General features: G+C 61.2%; 22 protein-coding genes. 7 read left to right on the forward strand and 15 right to left on the reverse strand.

Going from position 1 to position 20,922, the window contains the following annotated elements:
* Positions 1–524 precede the first annotated feature (524 nt).
* From rlmB to L6758_RS10695, 6 genes are all read right to left on the reverse strand, one after another.
* The gene (rlmB, locus tag L6758_RS10670; RefSeq protein WP_237206065.1) at positions 525–1,505 is read right to left on the reverse strand and encodes a 23S rRNA (guanosine(2251)-2'-O)-methyltransferase RlmB; all 981 of its coding nucleotides are present in this window, start codon (positions 1,503–1,505) and stop codon (positions 525–527) included.
* Positions 1,506–1,610: 105 nt separating this feature from the next.
* The gene (gene cysS / locus L6758_RS10675) at positions 1,611–3,035 is read right to left on the reverse strand and encodes a cysteine--tRNA ligase (protein WP_237206066.1); all 1,425 of its coding nucleotides are present in this window, start codon (positions 3,033–3,035) and stop codon (positions 1,611–1,613) included.
* Positions 3,036–3,037: 2 nt separating this feature from the next.
* Positions 3,038–3,928 carry an alpha/beta fold hydrolase gene (locus L6758_RS10680; RefSeq protein ID WP_237206067.1) on the reverse strand — a complete coding sequence of 297 codons (891 nt, stop codon included), beginning with the start codon at positions 3,926–3,928 and terminating at the stop codon, positions 3,038–3,040.
* A 97-nt stretch (positions 3,929–4,025) separates the two neighbouring features.
* Positions 4,026–4,505 carry a 2-C-methyl-D-erythritol 2,4-cyclodiphosphate synthase gene (gene ispF / locus L6758_RS10685; RefSeq protein ID WP_237206068.1) on the reverse strand — a complete coding sequence of 160 codons (480 nt, stop codon included), beginning with the start codon at positions 4,503–4,505 and terminating at the stop codon, positions 4,026–4,028.
* Positions 4,502–5,278, reverse strand: coding sequence for a 2-C-methyl-D-erythritol 4-phosphate cytidylyltransferase (gene ispD, locus L6758_RS10690; RefSeq protein WP_237206069.1), 777 nt, complete (start codon positions 5,276–5,278; stop codon positions 4,502–4,504). Before ispD ends, ispF begins: the two co-directional genes overlap by 4 nt.
* 23 nt (positions 5,279–5,301) lie before the next feature.
* Positions 5,302–5,787: a CarD family transcriptional regulator gene (locus L6758_RS10695; RefSeq protein WP_185173529.1), complete on the reverse strand. Its 486-nt coding sequence runs from the start codon at positions 5,785–5,787 to the stop codon at positions 5,302–5,304.
* Between the two features lie 257 nt (positions 5,788–6,044).
* On the opposite strand from L6758_RS10695, the gene L6758_RS10700 reads away from it, so the two are divergent.
* The gene (locus tag L6758_RS10700) at positions 6,045–6,590 is read left to right on the forward strand and encodes a hypothetical protein (protein WP_237197654.1); all 546 of its coding nucleotides are present in this window, start codon (positions 6,045–6,047) and stop codon (positions 6,588–6,590) included.
* Positions 6,591–6,719: 129 nt separating this feature from the next.
* Here L6758_RS10700 and tnpA read toward each other — a convergent pair whose 3' ends face one another.
* The gene (gene tnpA / locus L6758_RS10705; RefSeq protein WP_237197652.1) at positions 6,720–7,157 is read right to left on the reverse strand and encodes an IS200/IS605 family transposase; all 438 of its coding nucleotides are present in this window, start codon (positions 7,155–7,157) and stop codon (positions 6,720–6,722) included.
* Positions 7,158–7,223: 66 nt separating this feature from the next.
* Between tnpA and L6758_RS10710 the strand changes: the two genes are divergently transcribed.
* On the forward strand, positions 7,224–8,411 hold the full coding sequence (locus L6758_RS10710; RefSeq protein ID WP_237206070.1) for an RNA-guided endonuclease InsQ/TnpB family protein: 1,188 nt from the start codon (positions 7,224–7,226) through the stop codon (positions 8,409–8,411).
* A gap of 113 nt (positions 8,412–8,524) precedes the next feature.
* Here L6758_RS10710 and L6758_RS10715 read toward each other — a convergent pair whose 3' ends face one another.
* Both L6758_RS10715 and L6758_RS10720 read right to left on the reverse strand, forming a co-directional pair.
* Entirely contained in the window at positions 8,525–9,205 is a 681-nt protein-coding gene (locus L6758_RS10715; protein ID WP_237197648.1) for a response regulator transcription factor, read from the reverse strand.
* The gene (locus tag L6758_RS10720; protein WP_237206071.1) at positions 9,206–10,453 is read right to left on the reverse strand and encodes a sensor histidine kinase; all 1,248 of its coding nucleotides are present in this window, start codon (positions 10,451–10,453) and stop codon (positions 9,206–9,208) included.
* Positions 10,454–10,637: 184 nt separating this feature from the next.
* Between L6758_RS10720 and phoU the strand changes: the two genes are divergently transcribed.
* Positions 10,638–11,294, forward strand: coding sequence for a phosphate signaling complex protein PhoU (gene phoU / locus L6758_RS10725; RefSeq protein WP_237206072.1), 657 nt, complete (start codon positions 10,638–10,640; stop codon positions 11,292–11,294).
* Positions 11,295–11,391: 97 nt separating this feature from the next.
* On the opposite strand, the gene L6758_RS10730 is transcribed toward phoU, so the two are convergent.
* The 3 genes from L6758_RS10730 to L6758_RS10740 all read right to left on the reverse strand — a co-directional run bounded on the left by L6758_RS10730 (position 11,392) and on the right by L6758_RS10740 (position 13,771).
* Positions 11,392–12,132 carry a phosphoglyceromutase gene (locus tag L6758_RS10730; protein ID WP_135013359.1) on the reverse strand — a complete coding sequence of 247 codons (741 nt, stop codon included), beginning with the start codon at positions 12,130–12,132 and terminating at the stop codon, positions 11,392–11,394.
* Positions 12,133–12,262: 130 nt separating this feature from the next.
* A complete protein-coding gene (locus L6758_RS10735) occupies positions 12,263–12,577 on the reverse strand; it encodes a DUF2516 family protein (RefSeq protein ID WP_237197641.1) in 315 nt (104 codons plus the stop codon).
* Between the two features lie 12 nt (positions 12,578–12,589).
* Positions 12,590–13,771: a trans-sulfuration enzyme family protein gene (locus tag L6758_RS10740; RefSeq protein WP_237206073.1), complete on the reverse strand. Its 1,182-nt coding sequence runs from the start codon at positions 13,769–13,771 to the stop codon at positions 12,590–12,592.
* Positions 13,772–13,838: 67 nt separating this feature from the next.
* On the opposite strand from L6758_RS10740, the gene tmk reads away from it, so the two are divergent.
* Genes tmk through L6758_RS10755 form a run of 3 tightly spaced genes read left to right on the forward strand, consistent with a single transcriptional unit; the run spans position 13,839 to position 15,976 of the window.
* Positions 13,839–14,543 (forward strand): dTMP kinase, encoded by a 705-nt coding sequence (tmk, locus tag L6758_RS10745; protein WP_423817211.1) that lies wholly within the window; start codon positions 13,839–13,841, stop codon positions 14,541–14,543.
* Positions 14,540–15,697 carry a DNA polymerase III subunit delta' gene (locus L6758_RS10750; protein ID WP_237206074.1) on the forward strand — a complete coding sequence of 386 codons (1,158 nt, stop codon included), beginning with the start codon at positions 14,540–14,542 and terminating at the stop codon, positions 15,695–15,697. The genes tmk and L6758_RS10750 overlap by 4 nt, the downstream gene beginning before the upstream one ends.
* Positions 15,698–15,730: 33 nt before the next feature.
* Positions 15,731–15,976, forward strand: a complete 246-nt coding sequence (locus tag L6758_RS10755) for a hypothetical protein (RefSeq protein ID WP_237206075.1) — start codon at positions 15,731–15,733, stop codon at positions 15,974–15,976.
* Positions 15,977–16,081: 105 nt separating this feature from the next.
* Here the strand turns inward: L6758_RS10755 and L6758_RS10760 are convergent, their stop codons facing one another.
* From L6758_RS10760 to manA, 3 genes are all read right to left on the reverse strand, one after another.
* Complete coding sequence (locus L6758_RS10760) at positions 16,082–17,446, reverse strand: PFL family protein (protein ID WP_237206076.1); 1,365 nt, start codon at positions 17,444–17,446, stop codon at positions 16,082–16,084.
* A gap of 12 nt (positions 17,447–17,458) precedes the next feature.
* A complete protein-coding gene (locus L6758_RS10765; protein WP_237206077.1) occupies positions 17,459–17,728 on the reverse strand; it encodes an ACT domain-containing protein in 270 nt (89 codons plus the stop codon).
* Between the two features lie 138 nt (positions 17,729–17,866).
* Entirely contained in the window at positions 17,867–19,066 is a 1,200-nt protein-coding gene (gene manA, locus L6758_RS10770; RefSeq protein ID WP_237206079.1) for a mannose-6-phosphate isomerase, class I, read from the reverse strand.
* A gap of 138 nt (positions 19,067–19,204) precedes the next feature.
* Between manA and L6758_RS10775 the strand changes: the two genes are divergently transcribed.
* Complete coding sequence (locus L6758_RS10775) at positions 19,205–20,608, forward strand: phosphomannomutase/phosphoglucomutase (protein WP_237206080.1); 1,404 nt, start codon at positions 19,205–19,207, stop codon at positions 20,606–20,608.
* Positions 20,609–20,922 lie beyond the last annotated feature (314 nt).

Consider the following 20,922-nt stretch of genomic DNA (forward strand, 5'->3'; position numbering starts at 1 on the left):
AATCTCACTCGTGCGAGCTGTGATTTCTCGGTTCCGGCCTTGGCCTGAATTCGCTATGTGACTAGGTGTTTTGTCGCTTGGCGGGTTTCCCCTGTGCCGTGGCGACTCGTAATACTCTACGCAGGTTTTCCAGAGCGCGCAACCCAAAAGTGCCACCACAGGAGCCTTTTTGCCTCAAAATCTCCACCCACAACAGGTAAAACACCTAGTCAAAGCTAAACTAAGCACCGTAAAAATATTTTTAAAGTTTTTTTGAAGGTCTTCAGAAGGCTTGATTTTAGGGATTTTTTGTGAGCCAGACCCTTATTCCAGCTCACATAAGTTTCTTATCTTTGTGCGGGGGGGCGGCAGGCTCACGCTTGCTGCCGACCCTCTCGCTGGTTCGCTGACGCTCACAAGCGATTCACGCCAGCCCCGGTGCCAGCAGCTTCGCTGTGAGCCTGCCGCCAGCCCCCCCCTAAGACTAGATAAACAAAAAGTGCTCCCCCGCTATCGCGGGAGAGCACTTCGTTCTTATAAGAAGCTTAGGCAGCTCGGCGGCGGGATACCTCGTAGAGGGAGATGCCGACTGCCATAGAGGCGTTGAGTGATTCCATAGCTGAGCTAATGGGAATCGAAACGATTTGGTCGCAGTTCTCGGTGACCAGTCGTGACAACCCCTTGCCTTCTGAACCAACAACAATCATGAGCGGTTCAGAAGCTAGTTCAAGGTTAGGCAGGTCTATGTCGCCGCCGCCGTCCAGACCGACAACGAAGATGCCGGCGTCCTTGGCCTGCTGGATCACGCGGGTGAGGTTGGTTGCCTTGGCAACGGGGATGCGGGCAGCAGCACCGGATGAGGTTTTCCAGGCTGAGGCGGTCATGGCTGCTGAGCGACGCTCGGGGATGATGACGCCGTTACCCGAGAAGGCTGAGACGGAGCGGATGATGGCGCCCAGGTTGCGGGGGTCGGTGATGCCGTCCAGGGCAACGAAGAGCGGCGGGGTGCTCATCTTCTTGTCGTACCAGAGATCCATGGTGTCGAGCACCAGGTTGCCGGCGTCCGGGTACTTGTAGGGGGGAATCTGCAGAGCAACGCCCTGGTGGACGGCGTGGTCGGTCAGGCGGTCCAGCTCGTTACGGCCAATTTCGAGCATGGGTAGGCCCTGCTTGTTGGCTTCGGTCATGATGTCACGGACGCGGTCATCGACCTCGATGCGGGACATGACGAAGAGGGTCTTGGCGGGAATCTCGGTCTGCAGGGCCTCAAGCACGGAGTTGCGGCCGGTGACCAGTTCGTCGGAGGCCCGCTTGCCGCCCAGGCGGGGCTGGCGGGAGCGCAGGGTGTTCGTTGCCTTGCGGTTTTCAGCGGCCTTCTTCATCTTGTAGGCCTTGTGGTAGACGCGGTCTTCTGCCTTGGGGGTGTTGCCGCGGCCTTCGAGGGCCTTACGGCCGTGACCACCGGTGCCCTTAGTGGGGCCCTTCTTCTTACTGGTTGCTCCGGGGCGTGAGCCTGCCTTCGCCATGGGGTGTGTCCTTTGTTTGATGTCTATGAATTGTTTTCTAGCTTACCGACCCCCTGCCCCCTGTGGGGCGAGAGATGGAGCACGGTAGCGGGAGGGCTATGAGGCCTAGAGGGACCAGGTGGAGCCGGTTGCGCCGTCCTTGACGGTGATACCGGCTGCTGCCAGGGCGTCACGAATCTGGTCGGCGCGGGCCCAGTCCTTAGCTTCGCGGGCTTCGGCGCGCTGGGTGAGCATTGCCTGAATCAGAGAGTCGAGCGCTGCGTGTTCACCGGCTTCGTTGGCGGCAGCCCCTGCCTGGCTGAAGGACATGAGCTCTACCAGCCCCAGTACCTTGGCCATCGCGTAGACCTGCTCGGCGGCGTCCTGGGCGGATTCACCGGCAGCCAGGGCTGCGTTACCGGCGCGGACGCCCGCGTGCAGGGCAGCCAGAGCCTTGGGGATGTTGAGGTCATCGTCCATGGCCTCGGCAAAGGCCTCGGGTACCGCGGCGTCTTCGCGATGGTAGTCGCGGGTTGCGGCCAAGAAGGCTTCAACGCGTTCAACGGCTACACGAGCCTCTTCGAGGGAGGTGGGGTGGTAGTCGAGGACGGAGCGGTAGTGGGCCTGGCCCAGGTAGTAGCGGACGACCAGGGGGCGGGCAGCTTCGAGCATCTGGGCGGGGGTGATGATGTTGCCAATAGACTTGGACATCTTCTCGCCCTCGTAGTTGACCAGGCCGTTGTGCATCCAGAAGTTGGCAAAGCCGTAGCCGGCTGCCTGGGACTGGGCCATCTCGTTTTCGTGGTGGGGGAAGCGCAGGTCGAGGCCGCCGCCGTGAATATCAAAAGTCTCGCCCAGGTACTTACCCGCCATAGCCGAGCATTCCAGGTGCCAGCCGGGGCGTCCCTTACCCCAGGGGGAATCCCAGGAGGCGGTGACGGGCTCGCCCTCCTTATAAGCCTTCCACAGGGCAAAGTCGCGGGGGTCGCGCTTGCCGCGAGGGTCGGCGTCCGGCGCGTCCTGCATGTCGTCAATCTTCTGGCGGGTCAGGGAACCGTAGTTCTCCCAGGAGCGCACATCGAAGTAGACATCGCCGCAGCCGTCGGTCGCCGGGTAGGCATGGCCGCGGTCAATGAGGCGCTGAATGAGGGCAAACATCTCGGGGATATGCCCGGTGGCGCGCGGTTCGTAGGTGGGGGGTGCGATGTTGAGGGAGGCGTAGGCCTGGCCGAAGACCCGCTCGAAGCGGTAGGCCAGGGCCCACCACTCTTCAGCCGGGTATTCTCCGGCGTAGCCGGGCTCAAAAGAGGCAGCCGAATTCACCAGAATCTTGTCGTCGATATCGGTGACGTTACGAACCGTGGTGACCTTGTAACCGCGGTAGGTCAGCCAGCGGGAGAGCTGGTCAAAGACCAGGCCCGAACGTACGTGCCCAATGTGCGGGGCCCCCTGAACGGTGGCACCGCAGTAGTAGATGCGGGCCTCGCCGGGGTGAACCGGGGTGAAATCACGGACGCTTGCTGTTGCTGAATCATAAAAACGTAGAGTCACGCCTAACAGTTTACCGTGCGCTGTAGAACCGGTGCGAGGACGCTTGCCGCATGGTTAATCAGCAGGGAAAAATGTCCATCACTCGGCAGCTCGTGAATCTGAGCTCCCAGGCGGAGCCCTAAGTTGCGAGCGCGGGCGGGTTTGATGGCCAAATCTCGCCCGGCTACCCAGAGATGAGCCGGGGCTTTAACGGTGGACTCTGCGAACCCCCAGTCGTCCTGAATTGCGTACTCGTCTTGCACCCCGCCTTTGATGGAGAACTGCAGGGCGTAATCGTGGGAGACCGCCATGCGGTAGGCGGCGGTGTGCCCCTGCACGTCTCGCCCCAGGGCTGAAGCTAGGGTCGAGGCCGACGCCAGCGGGCGACTGACGGCGCGGGCGGTCAGGTCGATCAGGGGTTTGGGGAACCAGGAGAGGGTCAGATGCGACATGTGGACGCGCAGCGGAGTGAGGTTAAGGCCCAGCCGGCTTTCCCAGAGGGGGTGGTGGGTGAAGGGGGCCAGTAAGATGAGCTGGTCTATCTTCTCGGGGTGCAGGGCAGCTAGGCTCATAGCGTGGGGCCCGCCGCCGGAAAAGCCCATCACGCTGAAACGGTCAAGCTCTAGATGGTCGATGATGGCTGCGACGTCCCGCTCTGCCCAGGTGCCCACCAGCCGGTGGGGTACGGCGTCCGATGCTCCTAGCCCCGGGCGGTCCGGGGCGATAAGGCGGATACCCAGCTCGCGGGCGGCCTCGTCGAGGAAGAGGGCCTCATAGCCGGTACCGGGAGTGCCGTGGCAGTAGATGACGGTAGCTGTGGGTGCTTCTGTCTGCCCAAATTCGTGCCAGGCGATGACGCGTCCCCCGTCCTGGCTTAGCAGGTGAGGGCGGGGTTCGAGGGGGTCGGCGTTCACAGGTACTTCTTTACAGCTTGGGGTGGTGTTAACAGGGACAGGCTTATTGTAGCGCTGACCGCCCCGTCTCTGAGTGCACCCGACGCTGGGCCTTGGCTCAAGCGTCCTTACGGTATACCAGGGCAACAGCGCTAGCTGCCACGCCCTCGCCGCGGCCGGTCAGCCCCAGCCCGTCGGTGGTGGTGGCGGTGACGGTCACCGGGGCACCGGCGGCCTCAGATAGGACGCGGTTGGCCTCGTCCCGGCGCGGGGAGAACTTGGGCTTGTTGCCGATCAGCTGCACCGCAATGTTGCCAATCTCAAACCCGGCGGCCCGCACAATGGCAGCAGCTTCAGAGAGGATCCGCACACCGGAAGCACCTGCCATATCGGGCCGATTCACCCCGAAATTGGAGCCTAGATCGCCGGTGCCACTAGCAGAAAACAGGGCATCGGCAGCAGCGTGGGCGACCACATCGCCGTCCGAATGGCCCGATAGGCCACGCTGGCCCGGCCAATGCAAACCTGCCACCCACAGCTCGGTGCTCTCCTCACCAAAAGCGTGAACATCAGTACCGGTACCGATACGGGGAATCATGATTCTCTCTTTTCGTCGTAGAGGGCTCTGGCTAGGGTCAGGTCAAGGGGGGTTGTAATCTTGAAGGCCTCGGCAGCTCCCTCGACCGTTGCCACCGGCAGCCCCAGGGTCTCAGCCAGCATGGCATCATCGGTGATACTTTCAGCGACCTCGGGGGCTAGGGAGGCAACATCGCGGTGGGCCTGGAGCAGGGTGGCCAGGTCAAAGCCCTGGGGGGTCTGCACAGCCCGCAGCTGCGCGCGAGCCGGAGTGCCGCTCACGTACCCCCTAGCATCTACAGTTTTGATGGTATCCACCACCGGCAACACGGGGATGACGGCCCTCTCCCCCGCCGCTAGAGCCGCCGCCACCCGGTGATAGACCCCGGCAGGGGTGAAACAGCGGGCGGCATCGTGCACCAGGACGCCGGTGGGCAGCTGCTCGGGGGCACCCGGCAGGGGGGCGGCGTCCGCAATCGCGGCCAAAGCAGCCGTGACCGACTCGGCGCGCGTTGCGCCGCCGGACACCGCCAAGGCACCGTACCGGGCGCAGATCTGTCGCAGCTCAACATCCTGCGGGGGCACCGTCACCACCAGCCGAGCTACCACGCCCGACGCTAGGGCACCGGTCAGTGCCCATTCCAACAGCGTGCGGCCGGCCACCTCTACCGCAGCTTTGGGCACACCTGCGCCCAGACGCGAACCGGAACCGGCGGCCACAATAACAACAGCGAGCACCGAACCACCAGAAGTGGTTGCGGTGCCCGCTGTATCAGAAAAATCTAGAGTGCTCACAGCTAGTGAGCATACCCGAAAGTTTAGACGCCCTCGAGAATCTTATCGAGTTCGACCTCGGCAGCTTCTTCGTCGATGTCCTTAGCCAGGGCAACCTCAGACGACAGAATCTGACGGGCCTTAGCCAGCATACGCTTCTCACCGGCAGACAGGCCACGGTCGTTCTCGCGGCGCCACAGGTCACGAACGACCTCGGCAACCTTCAGCACATCGCCAGATGCCAGCTTCTCAACGTTAGCCTTGTAGCGGCGGGACCAGTTTGCTGCTTCTTCGGTATCGGTAGCCTGAAGTACGTCAATGACTTCCTGCAGACCGCGCTCGTCAACGACGTCGCGCACGCCCACCATATCGACGTTCTCAGCGGGAACCTCAATGACCAGGTCACCGTTAGCGACCTTGAGTTTCAGGTACATCTTCTCTTCGCCACGGATCTTGCGCATCTTGATTTCTTCAATCGTTGCGGCACCGTGGTGAGGGTAAACGACTGTTTCGCCAACCTCAAAAACCATATGGATAAACCCCTTTCAGCCTATCTATTCTACCATGCAACGAAAGACAGCACCCTTAAAGTCTCAAAATAGGCCCGGCGCTCTCAGCGAACCTGTGCACTTCATTTACGCCCTTTTGCCTCGTTGATACAGACGTATCGTCGTTAAACCAGATAGAATGTGACCTGAACAGACCAAAAATTCCGTACCTCGGCGCGGAGCACACACACTTTCTCTGCCCCTCGGCAGACTACGACCCTACACAAGGAGCTAGAGCTGTGAAGAACACCGCTTCTTTGACCGTCAAGCGCGCCAGCGCCCTCGTCGCCATCGCTGGTGCCCTGCTGGCCACCACCGGTTGCACCTACACCAACCAGCCCGCTACCACCATCGTCTACTCCGCCTCCGACGGCCAGATGGCTAACCTGCTAGGCGAGAACAACCAGCAGGACATCCAGCTCCGCAACATCATGGTCATCGCAGCCGATGAGGCCTCACAGGGCCGCGTGCTGGGCACCATTCTGAACCAGACCGAGGAAGACGCCACCGTTACCCTGGCCTTCCCCACCGAAACTCTCACCGTTGAGGTTCCCGCTGGCCAGGAAGTCCGCCTGGAAAACGACGAGAACGAACTTCTTCTGGCTGAGGCCGGCGCTAACCCCGGTCTGCTGCTGAAGGACGTCGAAGTCTCCTCCAACGTCACCTCCAGCACCACTACCTTCAACGTTCCGGTTCTTGACGCCGCCCTGGAAGAGTACGCCCCCTACCTGCCCACCGCAGCGGCTACTCCCAGCGCTACCGAAACCGCTAGCAGCAACGGCTAATACCTTCTAGCCCAAAGCAGTGGGGCCGGGACTCAGCTACTTGAGTCCCGGCCCCACCTTTTTACTCTCTAGAGCGCCTGTTTAGCTGATGGGTGGTGAGAAACCCACGTCCGTCAGGGCGTGGATGAATCACCACAAAGGGTTCCCCGGCCCACGAGGCACCTGCCCCTGCTGCTGCACATAGACCCTCACCTTCTCCAAAGGCGCCCCGCCCGTTGAAGCTACAAAATACGACGGTGACCAAAAATGTTCACCCCATAAAGCCCGCTGCACTTCCTCAAACCCAGCAGCTCGCACCCGCTTAGCAGTGTTGGTCTTAATAGCCCCAATCAGGGTAGATAGAGAAACCTTGGGTGGGTATGTAATCAGCAGATGGGCGTGGTCTTGATCTGTATTGAACTCATCTACCACAACATCGAAGCGGTGGCAGACTTCCTTGGTGGTCTCTTCAATCAGAGCATGGACACGCTCGGTCATCACTTTTCTGCGGTATTTGGGGGTCAGGACAATATGAGCATGCAAATCATAGACCACATGCCTACCGCGCCTGTAATCATCTTTATTCACAGTGGTTTTCCTTATTGTAGAGTATATAATTCTAGATAGTATTTTACGGTAGGTTGGAGGTGAACAATGAGTAAGCGAGGATATAAAACGAGGATTTACCCAACCAGCGGGCAAGAACAAGACTTGGCGCGTGTCTTCGGCTGCGTCCGGTTCATCTTCAACCAGTACACCGCCTACCGAGACTACGAGTACGAGAACCAGGTGCTGCAGCGTAAGACCCACTCACAATTACGCTCTATCCTGACCGTCAGTAACAAAAAGACAGCTTTCCCCTGGCTTACACAGGCCCCGGCAGCTGCCTTGCAAGAGTCCTGCGCTCAGGCAAAAGATGCCTACGCTGCAGTGGTGAAAAAACGTGCCGCAGGCAAGAAAGCAAGAACCCCCAGACGCACTCGTAAAGGGGTGCAGTCGTTTCGCCTACCTGGGGCCAACTCCTTCAAAGTCAAGGTTTATGACGCCAAGCATGGGAAGTTCAAGCTCTATATCCCCAAGGTTGGCTGGGTCAAAGGCAAAGCAGGGCGCAATGTAGAGAACGCCACCAGCCTTACCATCAGCAAAGATAGCACCGGCAAATACTGGGCCTCTTTTATCCTCGAAGCCCAGCACCACACTGTCACCCCCGCCCAGGCTGCCAGTATTGACCTGGGGCTTACCCACCTTGCCACTATTACCACTACTAGCGGGCAGCGATACAAGATTGACACCCCACAGTTTTACCAGAAAAACCAGCGCAAACTTACCCGTGCTCAACGCAAGTTTGCTCGCACCAAGAAAGGCTCAAACAACCGTACAAAAGCTGCCATTGCTGTAGCTAAAATCCACCAAAAAATCCGCAACCAGCGCAATGACTACCTGCATCAACTCACCTCTACTATCACCCGTGAAAACCAAACAGTGGCAGTAGAAACACTGAACATTACAGGGCTGTCGCGCACCCGGTTAGGGAAATCAATCAATAACGCTGCCTGGGTAACACTCATCAGCATGTTGGACTATAAACTAGCTACCGCCGGTGGAAGGCTTATCAAGATTGATAGGTTTGCCCCCACCACCCAGACCTGCTCTGTTTGCGGGGCCCCAGGTGGGAAGAAAGCCCTGAACATCAGGGCCTGGCAATGTCAGGAATGTGAAACCTGGCTTGACCGTGATTACAATGCGGCGGTTAATATCATGCTCGCGGCAGGGCTTGCCGAGAGCCTAAACGCTTGTGGAGAGGATGTAAGACGTCAGCTTGCTGGCGCTGTCCTTGTGTGAAGCAAGAACCCATCGAGAACTAGCCTGTGGTGGTGATGGCCGGTGATGAACTCGCCTGGTCGGAATCGCGGGTTAGTTGGTAGGAAGCCCCTCCCGTGAGGGAGGGGAGGAAGTCACGGTTCAAACTTGTAGCCCAGGCCGCGCACGGTTACCACATAGCGCGGGGAGGAGGGGTCAGGCTCAACCTTGGAGCGCAGGCGTTTAATGTGCACGTCCAGGGTCTTGGTATCGCCCACATAGTCAGCGCCCCAGACCCGGTCAATCAGCTGGGAGCGCGTCATCACACGCCCGGCGTTACGCAGAAGTATCTCAAGGAGCTCAAACTCCTTGAGGGGCATAGCTACGGTTTCGCCGGATACGGTCACCACGTGGCGCTCAACGTCCATGCGCACCGGGCCGCCCTCAATCGCCCCGGCGTCGTGCTCTTCGGGTTCGCCCTGGCGGCGCAGGACGGCGCGGATGCGGGCGATGAGCTCGCGGGAGGAATAGGGCTTGGTGACGTAGTCGTCAGCACCCAGTTCAAGGCCGAGCACCTTATCGATTTCTGAGTCTTTAGCGGTCAGCATGATGATGGGAACCGCGCTGGTGGCGCGAATCTGCTTACAGACCTCGGTACCGGACTGGCCGGGGAGCATGATGTCGAGGAGCACCAGGTCTGCACCGTTCCGCTCGAACTCAACCACAGCGTCCAGGCCGTTATCGACCACCTGCACCTCAAAGCCCTCACGACCCAGTAAAAAGGCCAGGGGCTCGCTCAGCGACTCTTCGTCCTCAACCACTAAAATACGGGTCACTTACTTTGCTTCCTTCGCAGTTTGAGCCGACCCCGCGGGGCGCGGAGCAGCGTTGGTGTTGTGGTCTGTTATCTGGGTAAGGGATCCCGTCGGCGGGTGCTCCCCCAGCAGGTCCTGTTCGGTTTCTTCATCGACAATGGGCAGGGCAATCGTGAAGGTCGAGCCGGAGCCGGGCTGGGACCAGAGGGTCACCTCGCCGCCGTGCTGGCCCACAATGTGCTTCACAATGCTCAAGCCCAGGCCGGTGCCCCCGGTTTGGCGGGAACGCGCCGGGTCAACCCGGTAGAACCGCTCAAAGATGCGGTCCTGTTCGTCCTCGGGAATGCCCGGGCCCTGGTCTTTCACAGAAATTCTAACAGTGTCACCCTTCACAGCCATACCGATGCCCACCTTGGTGTTCTCGGGCGAGTAACGAATGGCGTTCTCAATCAGGTTGCGCAGGGCGGTACCCAGCAGCTCGGGGTCACCGTGGACCGGGCGGGGGGCCTTTCCGCCTACCAGAAGTTCAATGTTTTTACCCTCGGCTGTGAGGCGGTTACGGTCAACCGATTCAGCGACCACCTGCTCAACATCGACCAGGGTGGAGCTCAGTACCATATCGGCTGACTGTAGGCGGGAGAGCTCGATGACGTCCTGCACCAGGGCTGCCAGCCGCTGGGATTCCTTTTTTAGCTTGCCCGAAAAATAGAGTACCGACTCGGGATCGTCAGCCGACGACTCGATGGCCTCGGCCATGAGCCCCACCGCACCCACCGGCGTCTTGAGCTCGTGCGATACGTTGGCGACAAAGTCGGTACGGACGGTCTGCGCGCGGGCGATCTCGGTACGGTCGTCAGCCAGCACCAAGATGTACTCGTCGCCCACCGGGGCCACGCGCAGGTCAATTACCAGGCGGCTCTGGTCGTAAAAGCCACGGGTTAAAATAATTTCTTTTTCGACGATAATGCCCTTGGACCGCACCGCGTCGATCATCTCTAGCAGCTCGTCAGAGACCACTGTATGCCCGCGTACCAGACCTAAGGCGTAGGCGCCCGGAGAAGCCTGCACCACCCCGTCCACGGCGTCCACCACCATGTAGGCGCGACCAATGACCGCCAGTACCTCGGCGGCGCCGTCGCTAATGGTCGGCTCTTCAACGTCGGCCCAGCGAGCGCGCTGACGCTCACTCCGTTGTACGGCGAGCATGCTCACCACACCGATGAGGAGCCCCAGCACAGCGGCAGACAAAGCAATCACAGTAGGGTTCACATCTACCAGCTTAGAGCCTACCGACCCCGTCCCACGCCCCTCAGACCCCCAAATATCCCGGGGTTCAACTAACGTTTACCCAACCATGTGCTTGTGTTCATGTGACCTTGGCACTCTAAAGGGGTAGCCGTGGGCAGGAGTCTGCCCGGCACCCCACACTTCCCCAGATGGAAAGGACGCGCACGTGCGCAAAGTCTTCCAAGCCGAACTACAGCACGTCGGCGAAGAGCTGATTCATATCGCCACCCTGGTCCAGGAGGCTCTCGGCCGCGCTTCGGACGCCTTCTTGCAGGCCGATATTCAAGAAGCCGAAGAGGTTATCACCAACGATGCCCGCATCGACTTCATGCAAAACGAACTCGATGAGCGCGCTATCGACATTCTGGCCCTGCAGGGCCCGGTAGCCTCCGACCTGCGCATGATTGTTGGCGCCCTGCGCATGAGCTCCTCCCTGGAACGCATGGGCGACCTTGCTCGCCACGTCGCCCAGGTTGCCCGCATGCGCTACCCCGAGCACGTCCTGCCCGAGTCTATCGTGCCGGTCTTCCGCGAAATTATCGAGCTTGACCAGAAGATTATCGCCAGCGTCATCAGCCTGCTCGAGACCCGCGAGCTCTCCCACACCCAGGACATCATCAAGCACAAGATGCGCATCAACGAGCTGCACGTTGAGGTCTTCAACCGCATGGCAGCTCCCGACTGGGGCCAGAACGCCCAGGTCACCGTTGACGTCACCCTGGCGTCCCGCTACCTGGAGCGCTTTGGCGATCACGGTGTCTCGGTAGCCCGTAAGGTCACCTACCTGGTTACCGGCGACTGGAACGCGGTGCCCAGCATCTAGGCTGGTAGGTACCATCTCCGTCAGAAGGTACCACTTAAATCAGAAAAACCCACCTAGTTGGTGGGTTTTTCTGATTTAAGTGGTACCTACCGGGGATTTACTTCTTACCCTGGTTAGCAACAGCCTTGATGGCGTCCTTAGCAGCCTCGGGGTCGAGGTACTCGCCGGGGCCAACAGGCTTGAAGTTCTCGTCGAGCTCGTAGTAGAGGGGAATACCGGTGGGGATGTTCAGACCGGCGATGTCCTCATCTGAGATACCTTCGAGGTTCTTGACCAGGGCGCGCAGGGAGTTACCGTGAGCAGCAACCAGAACGGTCTTGCCAGCCTTCAGGTCTTCCTTGATGTCTGACTCCCAGTAGGGCAGCATGCGCTCGAGGACGTCCTTCAGGCACTCGGTGCGGGGAGCGTTCTCGATGTCTGCGTAGCGGGGGTCGTTCGCTTGGGAGAACTCGTCGTTGTCGTCGAGGGCCGGAGGCGGAACGTCGTAGGAGCGACGCCAGGTCATGAACTGCTCTTCACCGTAGGTTTCGAGGGTCTGAGTCTTGTCCTTGCCCTGGAGCGCACCGTAGTGACGCTCGTTCAGGCGCCAGTTGCGCTTGACGGGGATCCAGTGGCGGTCAGCGGCATCGAGAGCCAGGTTGGCGGTGTTGATGGCGCGGCGCTGCAGGGAGGTGTGGACGACATCGGGGAGGATGCCGCGTTCCTTCAGCAGTTCGCCACCGCGGGTGGCTTCGGCGCGACCCTTCTCGGTCAGGGCAACGTCTACCCAGCCGGTGAAGAGGTTCTTTTCGTTCCATTCTGATTGCCCGTGACGGAGCAGTACCAATTTGTAAGTCATACTCCCTATTATCCCACTCCCAACCCCCAAAGCAAAGATAAACCCACACATATTCACGGAAAACCCGGTCTTTTCCGGGGGTTTCTTCGTGAATATGTGTGGGTTTTTCAGACCTTAACGCAAGCTGCGACTAGCGGCGGCGTACCGCGACAGCGGGGCGGACGTCCGCGAGGAAGACCCCCACGGCGGTGGCCGCAATCAGCTGCAAGAAGATAGAGCCGCCGCCGATAGTCAGTGACTGCCACACCATGAGCACGGAGAAGACGGTCGCAGCAGCGGTGACTCCTACCCAGAAGCCCTTGGTGCGCTTGAAGGCGCTCTGGTAGGCGTAGCTTGAGGCGCGGGCGGCCTCAACCAGGGCGAAGATCGACAGGGCGGCAACTACCAGGGCCAGGGCAAGGCCCACGTAGTAGGTGACCAGCATAATCAGGGCAATGGGGGTCATGGCGTCCGTTCGTTACTTGATGTTATCGAGGGCCGCGGCCAGGTCGTCGTAGAGGTCATCGACGTTCTCGATACCTACCGACAGGCGCAGTAGCGACTCGGGGATTGAGTGGGGCTCCGAACCGTGGCGGCGGCGGCGTTCAATCAGTGATTCTACGCCACCGAGACTGGTGGCGGGCGTCCAGATGTTCAGGGCCTGCACTACGCGGTCAGTTTCTTCGGCGGTGGCGTCCAGGGTGATGGAGAGGATTGAGCCGAAGGTGCGCATCTGTGCGGACGCCCGTTCGAAGCCGGGGTCGGTGGGCAGGCCGGGGTAGCGCACGGCCTTAACCGCGGGGTGGGTCTGCAGGCGCTGGGCCAGTTCGAGGGCGTTAGCGGCGGCGCGTTCAAGGCGGACCCCCAGGGTGCGGACACCGCGCAGCCCCAGCCAGGCCTCGAAGGGGCCGGCGATAGCGCCGTTGGTGGTGCGGTGGGCGGCCATGGCTTCACGCAGGGTCGGGTTAGAGGTGACGGTGATGCCCAGCAGCACATCGGAGTGACCGGCGATGGACTTGGTGGCGGAGTGGACGACCACGTCGGCACCCAGGGCCAGAGGGTTCTGGCCCAGCGGGGTGGCGAAGGTGTTGTCAACAGCAGAGACGATACCCAGGCGCTGAGTTGCCGCGAGGATAGCGGGCAGGTCGGCGACCTCCATCATGGGGTTGGTGGGGGACTCCATCCACAGCAGCACCTTGGGAGCAGCGTAGTTGATGTTCTCGGGGGTGGTACCGGCAGTAGCGGCGGCCTTTTCGAGTTCGGCAATGACGGACTCGGTGTTTTCGATGTCCAGGCGCACCACGGTGGTGATACCGCGAGCTTCGAGGCGTTTAGCCATAGAGACTGAGGCCATGTAGGTGTGCTCGGGCAGCAGAATGATAGAACCTACGGGCACCAGATCCTGCACAGCCGCAACAGCAGCCATGCCGGAGGCAAAGACCAGACCGGGTAGCTCTGCCCCTTCAAGGTCAGCGACGACCTCTTCGATGCCGTCCCAGGACTGGTTGGAGAAACGGGCGTAGGTGTTGAGGTCTGAGGGGCCGGTCTGGCGGAAGGTGGACGACATGGCAATCGGCGGGTTCACGGGAGCCAGGTCGTCGTGGGCGGGGCGGCCACCGGCCACCAGGCGGGTTTCGGGTGAGAGGTTCTGTTCAGTCATAGATTCAACGATACGCGCTTGTGCTGGGAGGGGGCTAGGATTTGGACGCCTTGGTAGGCTTATACCCGTGACCCACGCACTTTCTTACACCCCAGAAGCCGACCCGGGCGTCCGAACCCTCCCGGTGGACGCGAGCAGCGCGGCCCGCCCCTACCCCGGCACCTTCATCGCCTTCGAAGGCGGGGACGGCTCGGGCAAAACCACCCAGATTAAACTCCTGGCCGACGCCCTAACCGAACGCGGCTACTCGGTGCTGGTCACCCGCGAACCCGGCGGAACCGATATCGGTGAGAAACTCCGCGCCCTGGTTCTTGAACACGGCAACGGTGAGATCGACCCCCACACCGAGGCCCTGATTTTTGCGGCCTCCCGCGCAGCCCACGCCCACCAGAAGATCCGCCCCGCCCTTGAAGCCGGGCAGGTGGTGCTCTGCGACCGCTACATTGATTCTTCAGCCGCCTACCAGGGGGCAGGCCGCGGCCTGGGCATTGACACCGTAGTCGACCTCAGCCGCTGGGCCACCTCTAATCTGCTGCCCAACACCACCATTCTGCTCGATGTGCCCCTGGCCGAAGGACGCTCCCGCGCAGGTGCCCGGGGCGCCGCCGACCGCATGGAATCAGCAGATGACACCTTCCACCGCACCCTACACGCCACCTTCCAGCAGCTAGCCGACGCCAACCCCGAGCGGTACGCCCGCATTGACGGCGCCCGCCCGATCGAGGACGTCCACGCCGACGTGCTGGCAGCAGCCCTGGGGAGTATCGCATGAGCGTCTTTGATGCCCTCACCGGCCAGCTCGACGTGCGCGCCCAGCTCACCCGCGCCGCTGCCGAAGACAAACCAACCCACGCCTGGCTCTTCACCGGCCCGCCCGGGGCAGGCCGCTCCGACGCTGCCCTAGCCTTCGCCGCCGCCCTGCTCTGCGACCAGCCCGACCCGGCCGCCCGGGGCTGCGGGCACTGCCGCTCCTGCACCACGGTGCTCAATGGCTCCCACGCAGACTTCCTGCACTTCGCCACCGAAAAGACAACCATCACCATCGAAGAAGCCCGTGACTTCGTGGTCAAAGCCCAGGATCGCCCCGCGGTAGGGCGCTGGCGCGTCATGCTCATTGAGGACGCCGACCGCATGCCCGAACGCACCTCCAACGTGCTACTCAAAGCTATTGAAGAGCCCCCGCCCTACACCATCTGGCTGCTCACCGCCCCCTCGCCCGCCGACGTCCTGGTTACTATTCGCTCCCGCTGCCGCCCGGTCAAGCTACGCCTGCCCTCGGTGGCGGACGTCGCCGCCCGGCTTCTTGCCGACGCGCAGGCAAGCGGCACCCCGCTTGAGCCCCACCAGGCAGACTTCGTAGCCCGCCTGGCCCAGGGCAATCTGGACGTAGCCCACAAGCTAGCTACCGACCCCGAAGCCCGCAAACGCCGCAGCACCGTGGTGCAGATGCCCATCACCCTGCGTTCCATTGCCGCTGCCATGGAGGCCGCCGACGACCTGATCACCATCGCCGAGGCAGAAGCCGAAGCGGACGCCGAAGCCCGCAACGAAGCCGAGCGTTCCGCCCTGCTCACCGCCCTGGGCTACGAGGACGGCGAGAAGCTCTCCCCCACCCACCGGGCCCAGGTGCGCCAGCTCGAAGAAGACCAAAAACGCCGCGCCAAGCGCATTCAGACCGACACCCTCGACCGGTTCTTGGCCGACATTCAAACCGTCTTCCGCGATGTGCTCACCGTGCAGCTCTCCACCGGGGCAGACATCATCAACGCCCACCTAGCCGATGACATCTATGCCTACGCCGAGCGCACCAGCCCCGAGCGCACCCTAGCCCACCTCGATACGGTAGCTACCACCCGCCGCCGCATCCGCACCAACGCCGGCGCCCGCCTGGCCTTCGAAGCTATGATGACCAGCTTCATCGCCTAGCCCCCGGCCCTTCTCCTGCCAGAAAGCACCTACATGGCCCAGTCCGCTCCCCGTCCGCTCGCCCACCTTGGGCCCCTGCAGCAGCTGCGCGCAGGAAAACTTGCCCTGCGCCTGCCCCTGCTCGTGGTCGGTCTGGTAGGTTTCGGGGCTTCCTGTGCCCTGCTCATTAAGGCTGGCCTGGGCGCCCTAATCATCGCTTTTTCTGTGGGGCCCCTCATCGGCTGGTTCCTGCCCTACGTGACGGTGCCGCTCACACCGCGTCCGCGCCCAGTTCCGTAGCTCGCAGCCCACGACCCACGGCCTGCAAGGGGACCGCAAAACCAAAAAGGGACCGCATATTATGCGGTCCCTTTTTGAAAATCAGGTCCCCTTGTGGGAGGGAGGTTAGTTGCGGAAGCCGTGTACCGGGGAGGGGATACGGCCGCCACGGGCCACAAAGACCTCAGCCGACTCGGGGTGGGCAGGCATGACGGGGGCGCGGCCCAGCAGACCACCAAACTCCACCATCTCGCCAACCTCCAGGCCAATCGCCGGAATGACGCGCACAGCGGTAGTCTTGTGGTTCATGACGCCAATCGCGGCCTCATCGGCAATCATGGCAGAAATGGTTGCGGCCGAGGTATCGCCGGGAATCGCCACCATATCCAGACCCACGGAACAAATCGCGGTCATAGCTTCGAGCTTATCCAGGGTAATCTTGCCGGCGGCAGCAGCTTCAATCATGCCGATATCCTCAGAAATCGGGATGAAGGAGCCCGAGAGGCCACCCACGTGCGAGCAGGCCATGAGCCCGCCTTTCTTCACCGCGTCATTAAGCAGGGCCAGGGCAGCGACGGTGCCGTGGGTACCCACCGACTCCAGGCCCATCTCTTCGAGCACGTGGGCTACCGAGTCGCCCACCTCGGCGGTGGGGGCCAGGGAAAGATCGACGATGCCGAACTCCACGCCCAGGCGCTCAGCGGCCAGGGTGCCCACCAGTTGGCCCATGCGGGTAATCTTGAAGGCCGCCTTCTTAATGGCCTCAGCACAGTCGTCGAAGGACGCCCCGCGCACCTTCTCCAGGGCCCTCTTGACCACACCGGGGCCAGAGACGCCCACCGAGATAACGGTGTCGGCTTCCTGTACCCCGTGGAAGGCACCTGCCATGAAGGGGTTGTCAGAAACAGCGTTGGCAAAGACCACCAGCTTGGAGCAGCCAAAGCCGTGGGCCTCGGCAGAGCCCTCAGCGGTCTCGCGAATGACTTCACCCATGGTGCGCACTGCGGTCATATTGATACCGGCACGGGATGAGCCGATGTTCACCGAAGCACAGACCACGTCGGTTTCGTTGAGGGCACGCGGGATAGAGCGCATGAGCTTCTCATCGGCCGGGGTAGCACCCTTATCAACCAGGGCGGTGAAGCCACCGATGAAGTTAACGCCCACGGCCTTGGCAGCGGCGTCCAGGGTCTTGGCGAACTCCACGTAGTCCTCGTCGTTTGAGGCACCCGCCACCAGGGCAATCGGGGTCACCGAAATACGCTTATTAATAATGGGAATACCGAGTTCAGCCTCGATACCCTCAGCTACTTCAACCAGACGGGCTGCGCGGGAGGTGATTTTGTCGTAAATCTTCTGGCGGGCCACCGCACCGTCAGAATCGGCGCAATCCAGCAGAGAGATGCCCATGGTCACCGTGCGGATATCAAGCTTATCTTCCTCGATCATCTGCAGGGTCTCAAGAACGTTACCGGAACGGTCACTAAACATAGTCGGTAACTCCTAGAGGGTATGCATGGCCTGGAAGATGGCGTCAGACTGAATACGAATCTGCACGCGCTGCTCTTCTTCAACCGGCTTCATAGCCTCTTGCAGGTCGGTAATCGACTGGGCAGAATCATCGAAGCTCCCCTGCAGAATCATGGTGAAGTAGCCCTGCATGAGGGTCTGCGACAGGTTCTCGATGTTAACCTTGCGCTCAGCGAGCTTGGTGGTGACACCGGCAATGATACCTTCGTGGTCAAGGCCGGTGACAGTCAGAATGATTTTCATGGGCTTCCTTGTAGGAGTTATCGGCCCTTCCCCGGCTGGGGATAGAGCGCCGGACGTCGTCCCTACCTACTTTACCCAGCTCTCCCCCGCACCTGCTCTAGATGACGGAAAGGTGCCGCGCGGCGGCGTCCTTCCGCCTTAGCGCTGGGCTGCGATGTAGAGTTCGCCGGCGCCGGTGACGGTCACCTCGGTGGGCTCGCCCACGTACATAACCGACTGGGTGCCGGTCAGGGTGAAGGTCTTGACATCGTCGCTGACCACAACGGTGCCGCCCGCGCACAGGGCGGTGGCTACACCGGCCAGGGGAAGGGTGATGGTTTCGCCCTCTTCAACGACCAGGTGGGTGACAGAGAGGCGTTCGTCCCACATGGAGTACTCGGCGGCCTTCTCGCTGGTAGGGGTAGGACGCTGGATAGTAGGTGCGCCCTGGCCCTCACCGAGGATCTTAATGAGTTCTTCCTCATCAATGTGCTTGGGGGTAAGGCCGGCACGCATGACGTTATCTGAGGGGTTCATCAGCTCAATAGCAGTACCCGAGACGTAGGCGTGCACCTGGCCGTCGGGGGTGTAGGCAGAGTCGCCGGGGGCAAGGTAGACCAGGTTCATGACCAGAGCGACCAGCAGGCCGCGGTCGCCGGGGTACTTGCTATCAATCAGGGTTACTAGCTCGGCAACACCGGCGGCGGTTGATTCGCTACCGGGAACTTCACCGTTCTTGGCTACCCAGGTACGCGCGGACGCAACGGTCTGCTCGACAGCTGCCGCGGCGGCGTCCTGCGGCATGCGGATAATGACGGTGAGCAGCTCCTTGGCGGTCTTAGCCGCGCCCAGGGCCCCGGTGAGCCAGGGCAGGGAGAAGTGCTCGGCAATAGCGCGCAGCTCTGCGAACTCGCGCACGCCGGTCAGGATGCGCATGGGCGACAGGGCGATGACGGTTTCGGGCTTAGAGAAGCGATCCTTGTAGTTACGGGCCGGGTCGTCAAGGGCGATGCCGCGGGCGTTCTCGTCCGCAAACCCAGCCTGGGCCTGCTCATCGGTGGGGTGCACCTGAATCGACAGGGGGGATTCAATGGCAAGAATCTTGAAGAGGAAGGGGAAGGTATCGCTGGTGCGCTGCGGGTTGAGGAAGCGGGAAGGCTGCTCGCCCACCAGGGTATCGAGCGGGAAGGCACCGCCATCCACGTGAGCTACGGAGGGGGCGGACGAGTGTGCACCCACCCATAGCTCAGCCTCCGGCTGCTCGGTGGGGGCGGGGACACCGCGCATGAGGGCCAGTGTCTCATAGGAGCCCCAGGCGTAGTTCTGAATCGGATTATCTAAAGAAAAAAGTTCACCCATAGGCACCATCAAACCATGCTCCAGCCCCACCTTGGGTCAGTTTATGGCCCAGAAAGCTGGTGTTTATCGCCATAAATCACACAGGAAATCTGTCTAGATACTGTCTAAACAGGTCACAGGGCAATTAGACTTACTCTCGTGAATACTATTGATTTAACCGCATCTTTTAAGGCTTACGATGTTCGCGGCATCGTGGGCGAAACCATCACCGCCGAGACCGTTCGCGCAACCGGCGCAGCTTTCGTAGACGTTCTCGGTCTGGCAGGTCAGGACGTCCTGGTCGGCGCTGACATGCGCCCCTCCGGCCCCGAGTTCATGGCTGCTTTCGCTGAGGGCGCTACCGCCCGCGGCGCTAACGTCATCAACATCGGCCTAATCTCTACCGACGAGCTCTACTTCGCCTGCGGCGTTGAGAACGCTGCCGGTGTCACCTTCACCGCCTCCCACAACCCTGCCGAGTACAACGGCATGAAGATGTCTAAGGCAGGTGCTGTTCCCCTCTCATCAGAGTCCGGTCTCTTCGATATTCGTGACCTGGCCCAGAAGTACCTGAACGAGGGTGAAATTCCCGCCGTTGAGGCTCCCGGTTCTGTTTCTGAAAAGGACGTTCTCAAGGCCTACGCCGAGTACCTGCGTAACCTGGTCGACCTCTCGGGCATCCGCCCCCTCAAGGTTGTTGTGGACGCCGGTAACGGCATGGGCGGTCTGACCACCCCCGCAGTTCTGGGCGACGCTATTCTGCCCGGCCTGCCCCTGGAGATTGTGCCCCTCTACTTCGAGCTGGACGGCACCTTCCCCAACCACCCCGCCAACCCCCTGGAGCCCGCTAACCTGGTTGATCTGCAGAAGGCTGTCGTTGAGCACGGTGCAGATATCGGTCTGGCTTTCGATGGCGACGCCGACCGCTGCTTCGTCATCGATGAGAAGGGCGAGCCCGTCACCCCGTCCGCTATCACCGCCCTGGTGGCTGAGCGCGAGATTGCCCGCGCCAAGGCTGAGGGCAACAACGAGCCCGTCATTATCTACAACCTGATTACCTCCAAGGCTGTACCCGAGCTGGTTGAGAAGCTGGGCGGCCGCGCTATTAAGACCCGCGTGGGCCACTCCTTCATCAAGGCTGTGATGGCCGAAGAGTCCGGCGTCTTTGGTGGCGAGCACTCCGCTCACTACTACTTTAAGGACTTCTTCAACGCCGACACCGGTATGCTGGCCGCCATGCACGTACTGGCTGCCCTGGGCGAGAGCGAGCAGCCCCTCTCTGAGCTGGGTGCTGTCTACTCCCCCTATGTTCCTTCCGGCGAGATCAACTCTGAACTGGAAGACAAGGCCGGTGCTATCGCCCGCGTTGCCGACTTCTTCGGCGACACCGTTGAGGTCTCCGACATGGACGGCACCACCTTCGAGCACAAGACTGAGGGCTGGTGGGCCAACCTGCGCCCCTCCAATACCGAGCCCTTCCTGCGTCTGAACCTTGAGGCCCCCGACCAGGCCACCATGGAGCGCGTGCGCGATACCATCTTGAAGATCGTACGCGAGGGCTAAGCACCCCAAGCACCTCCACTTTGTACCAGCTCCTGCCCACTTTTCAGGCTTAAAGTGAGCAGGGCACGGTACACATAAGGTAGATACCAGGACGCCCGCCCCGCTTTCCTGCCATACGGCAAGGAAGGTGGGGCGGGCGTCCTTTGCTAACACAAACAGACGCAGCTAGACCGGGTTAAGGGCTATAGGGTTATAGGCAGAAAAGTGTGTCCCCAACACCCCCACAACCCAATCAACACAAGGCAACCAACCCCACAAGTTAGCCCCACAAGCTAACCTAAACCAAGTGAGCCCAAAAACCCCACATGCCTGAT

Origin of the sequence: Rothia nasimurium (genome assembly GCF_928382285.1) — a bacterium.
GTDB lineage: Bacteria > Actinomycetota > Actinomycetes > Actinomycetales > Micrococcaceae > Rothia > Rothia nasimurium_E.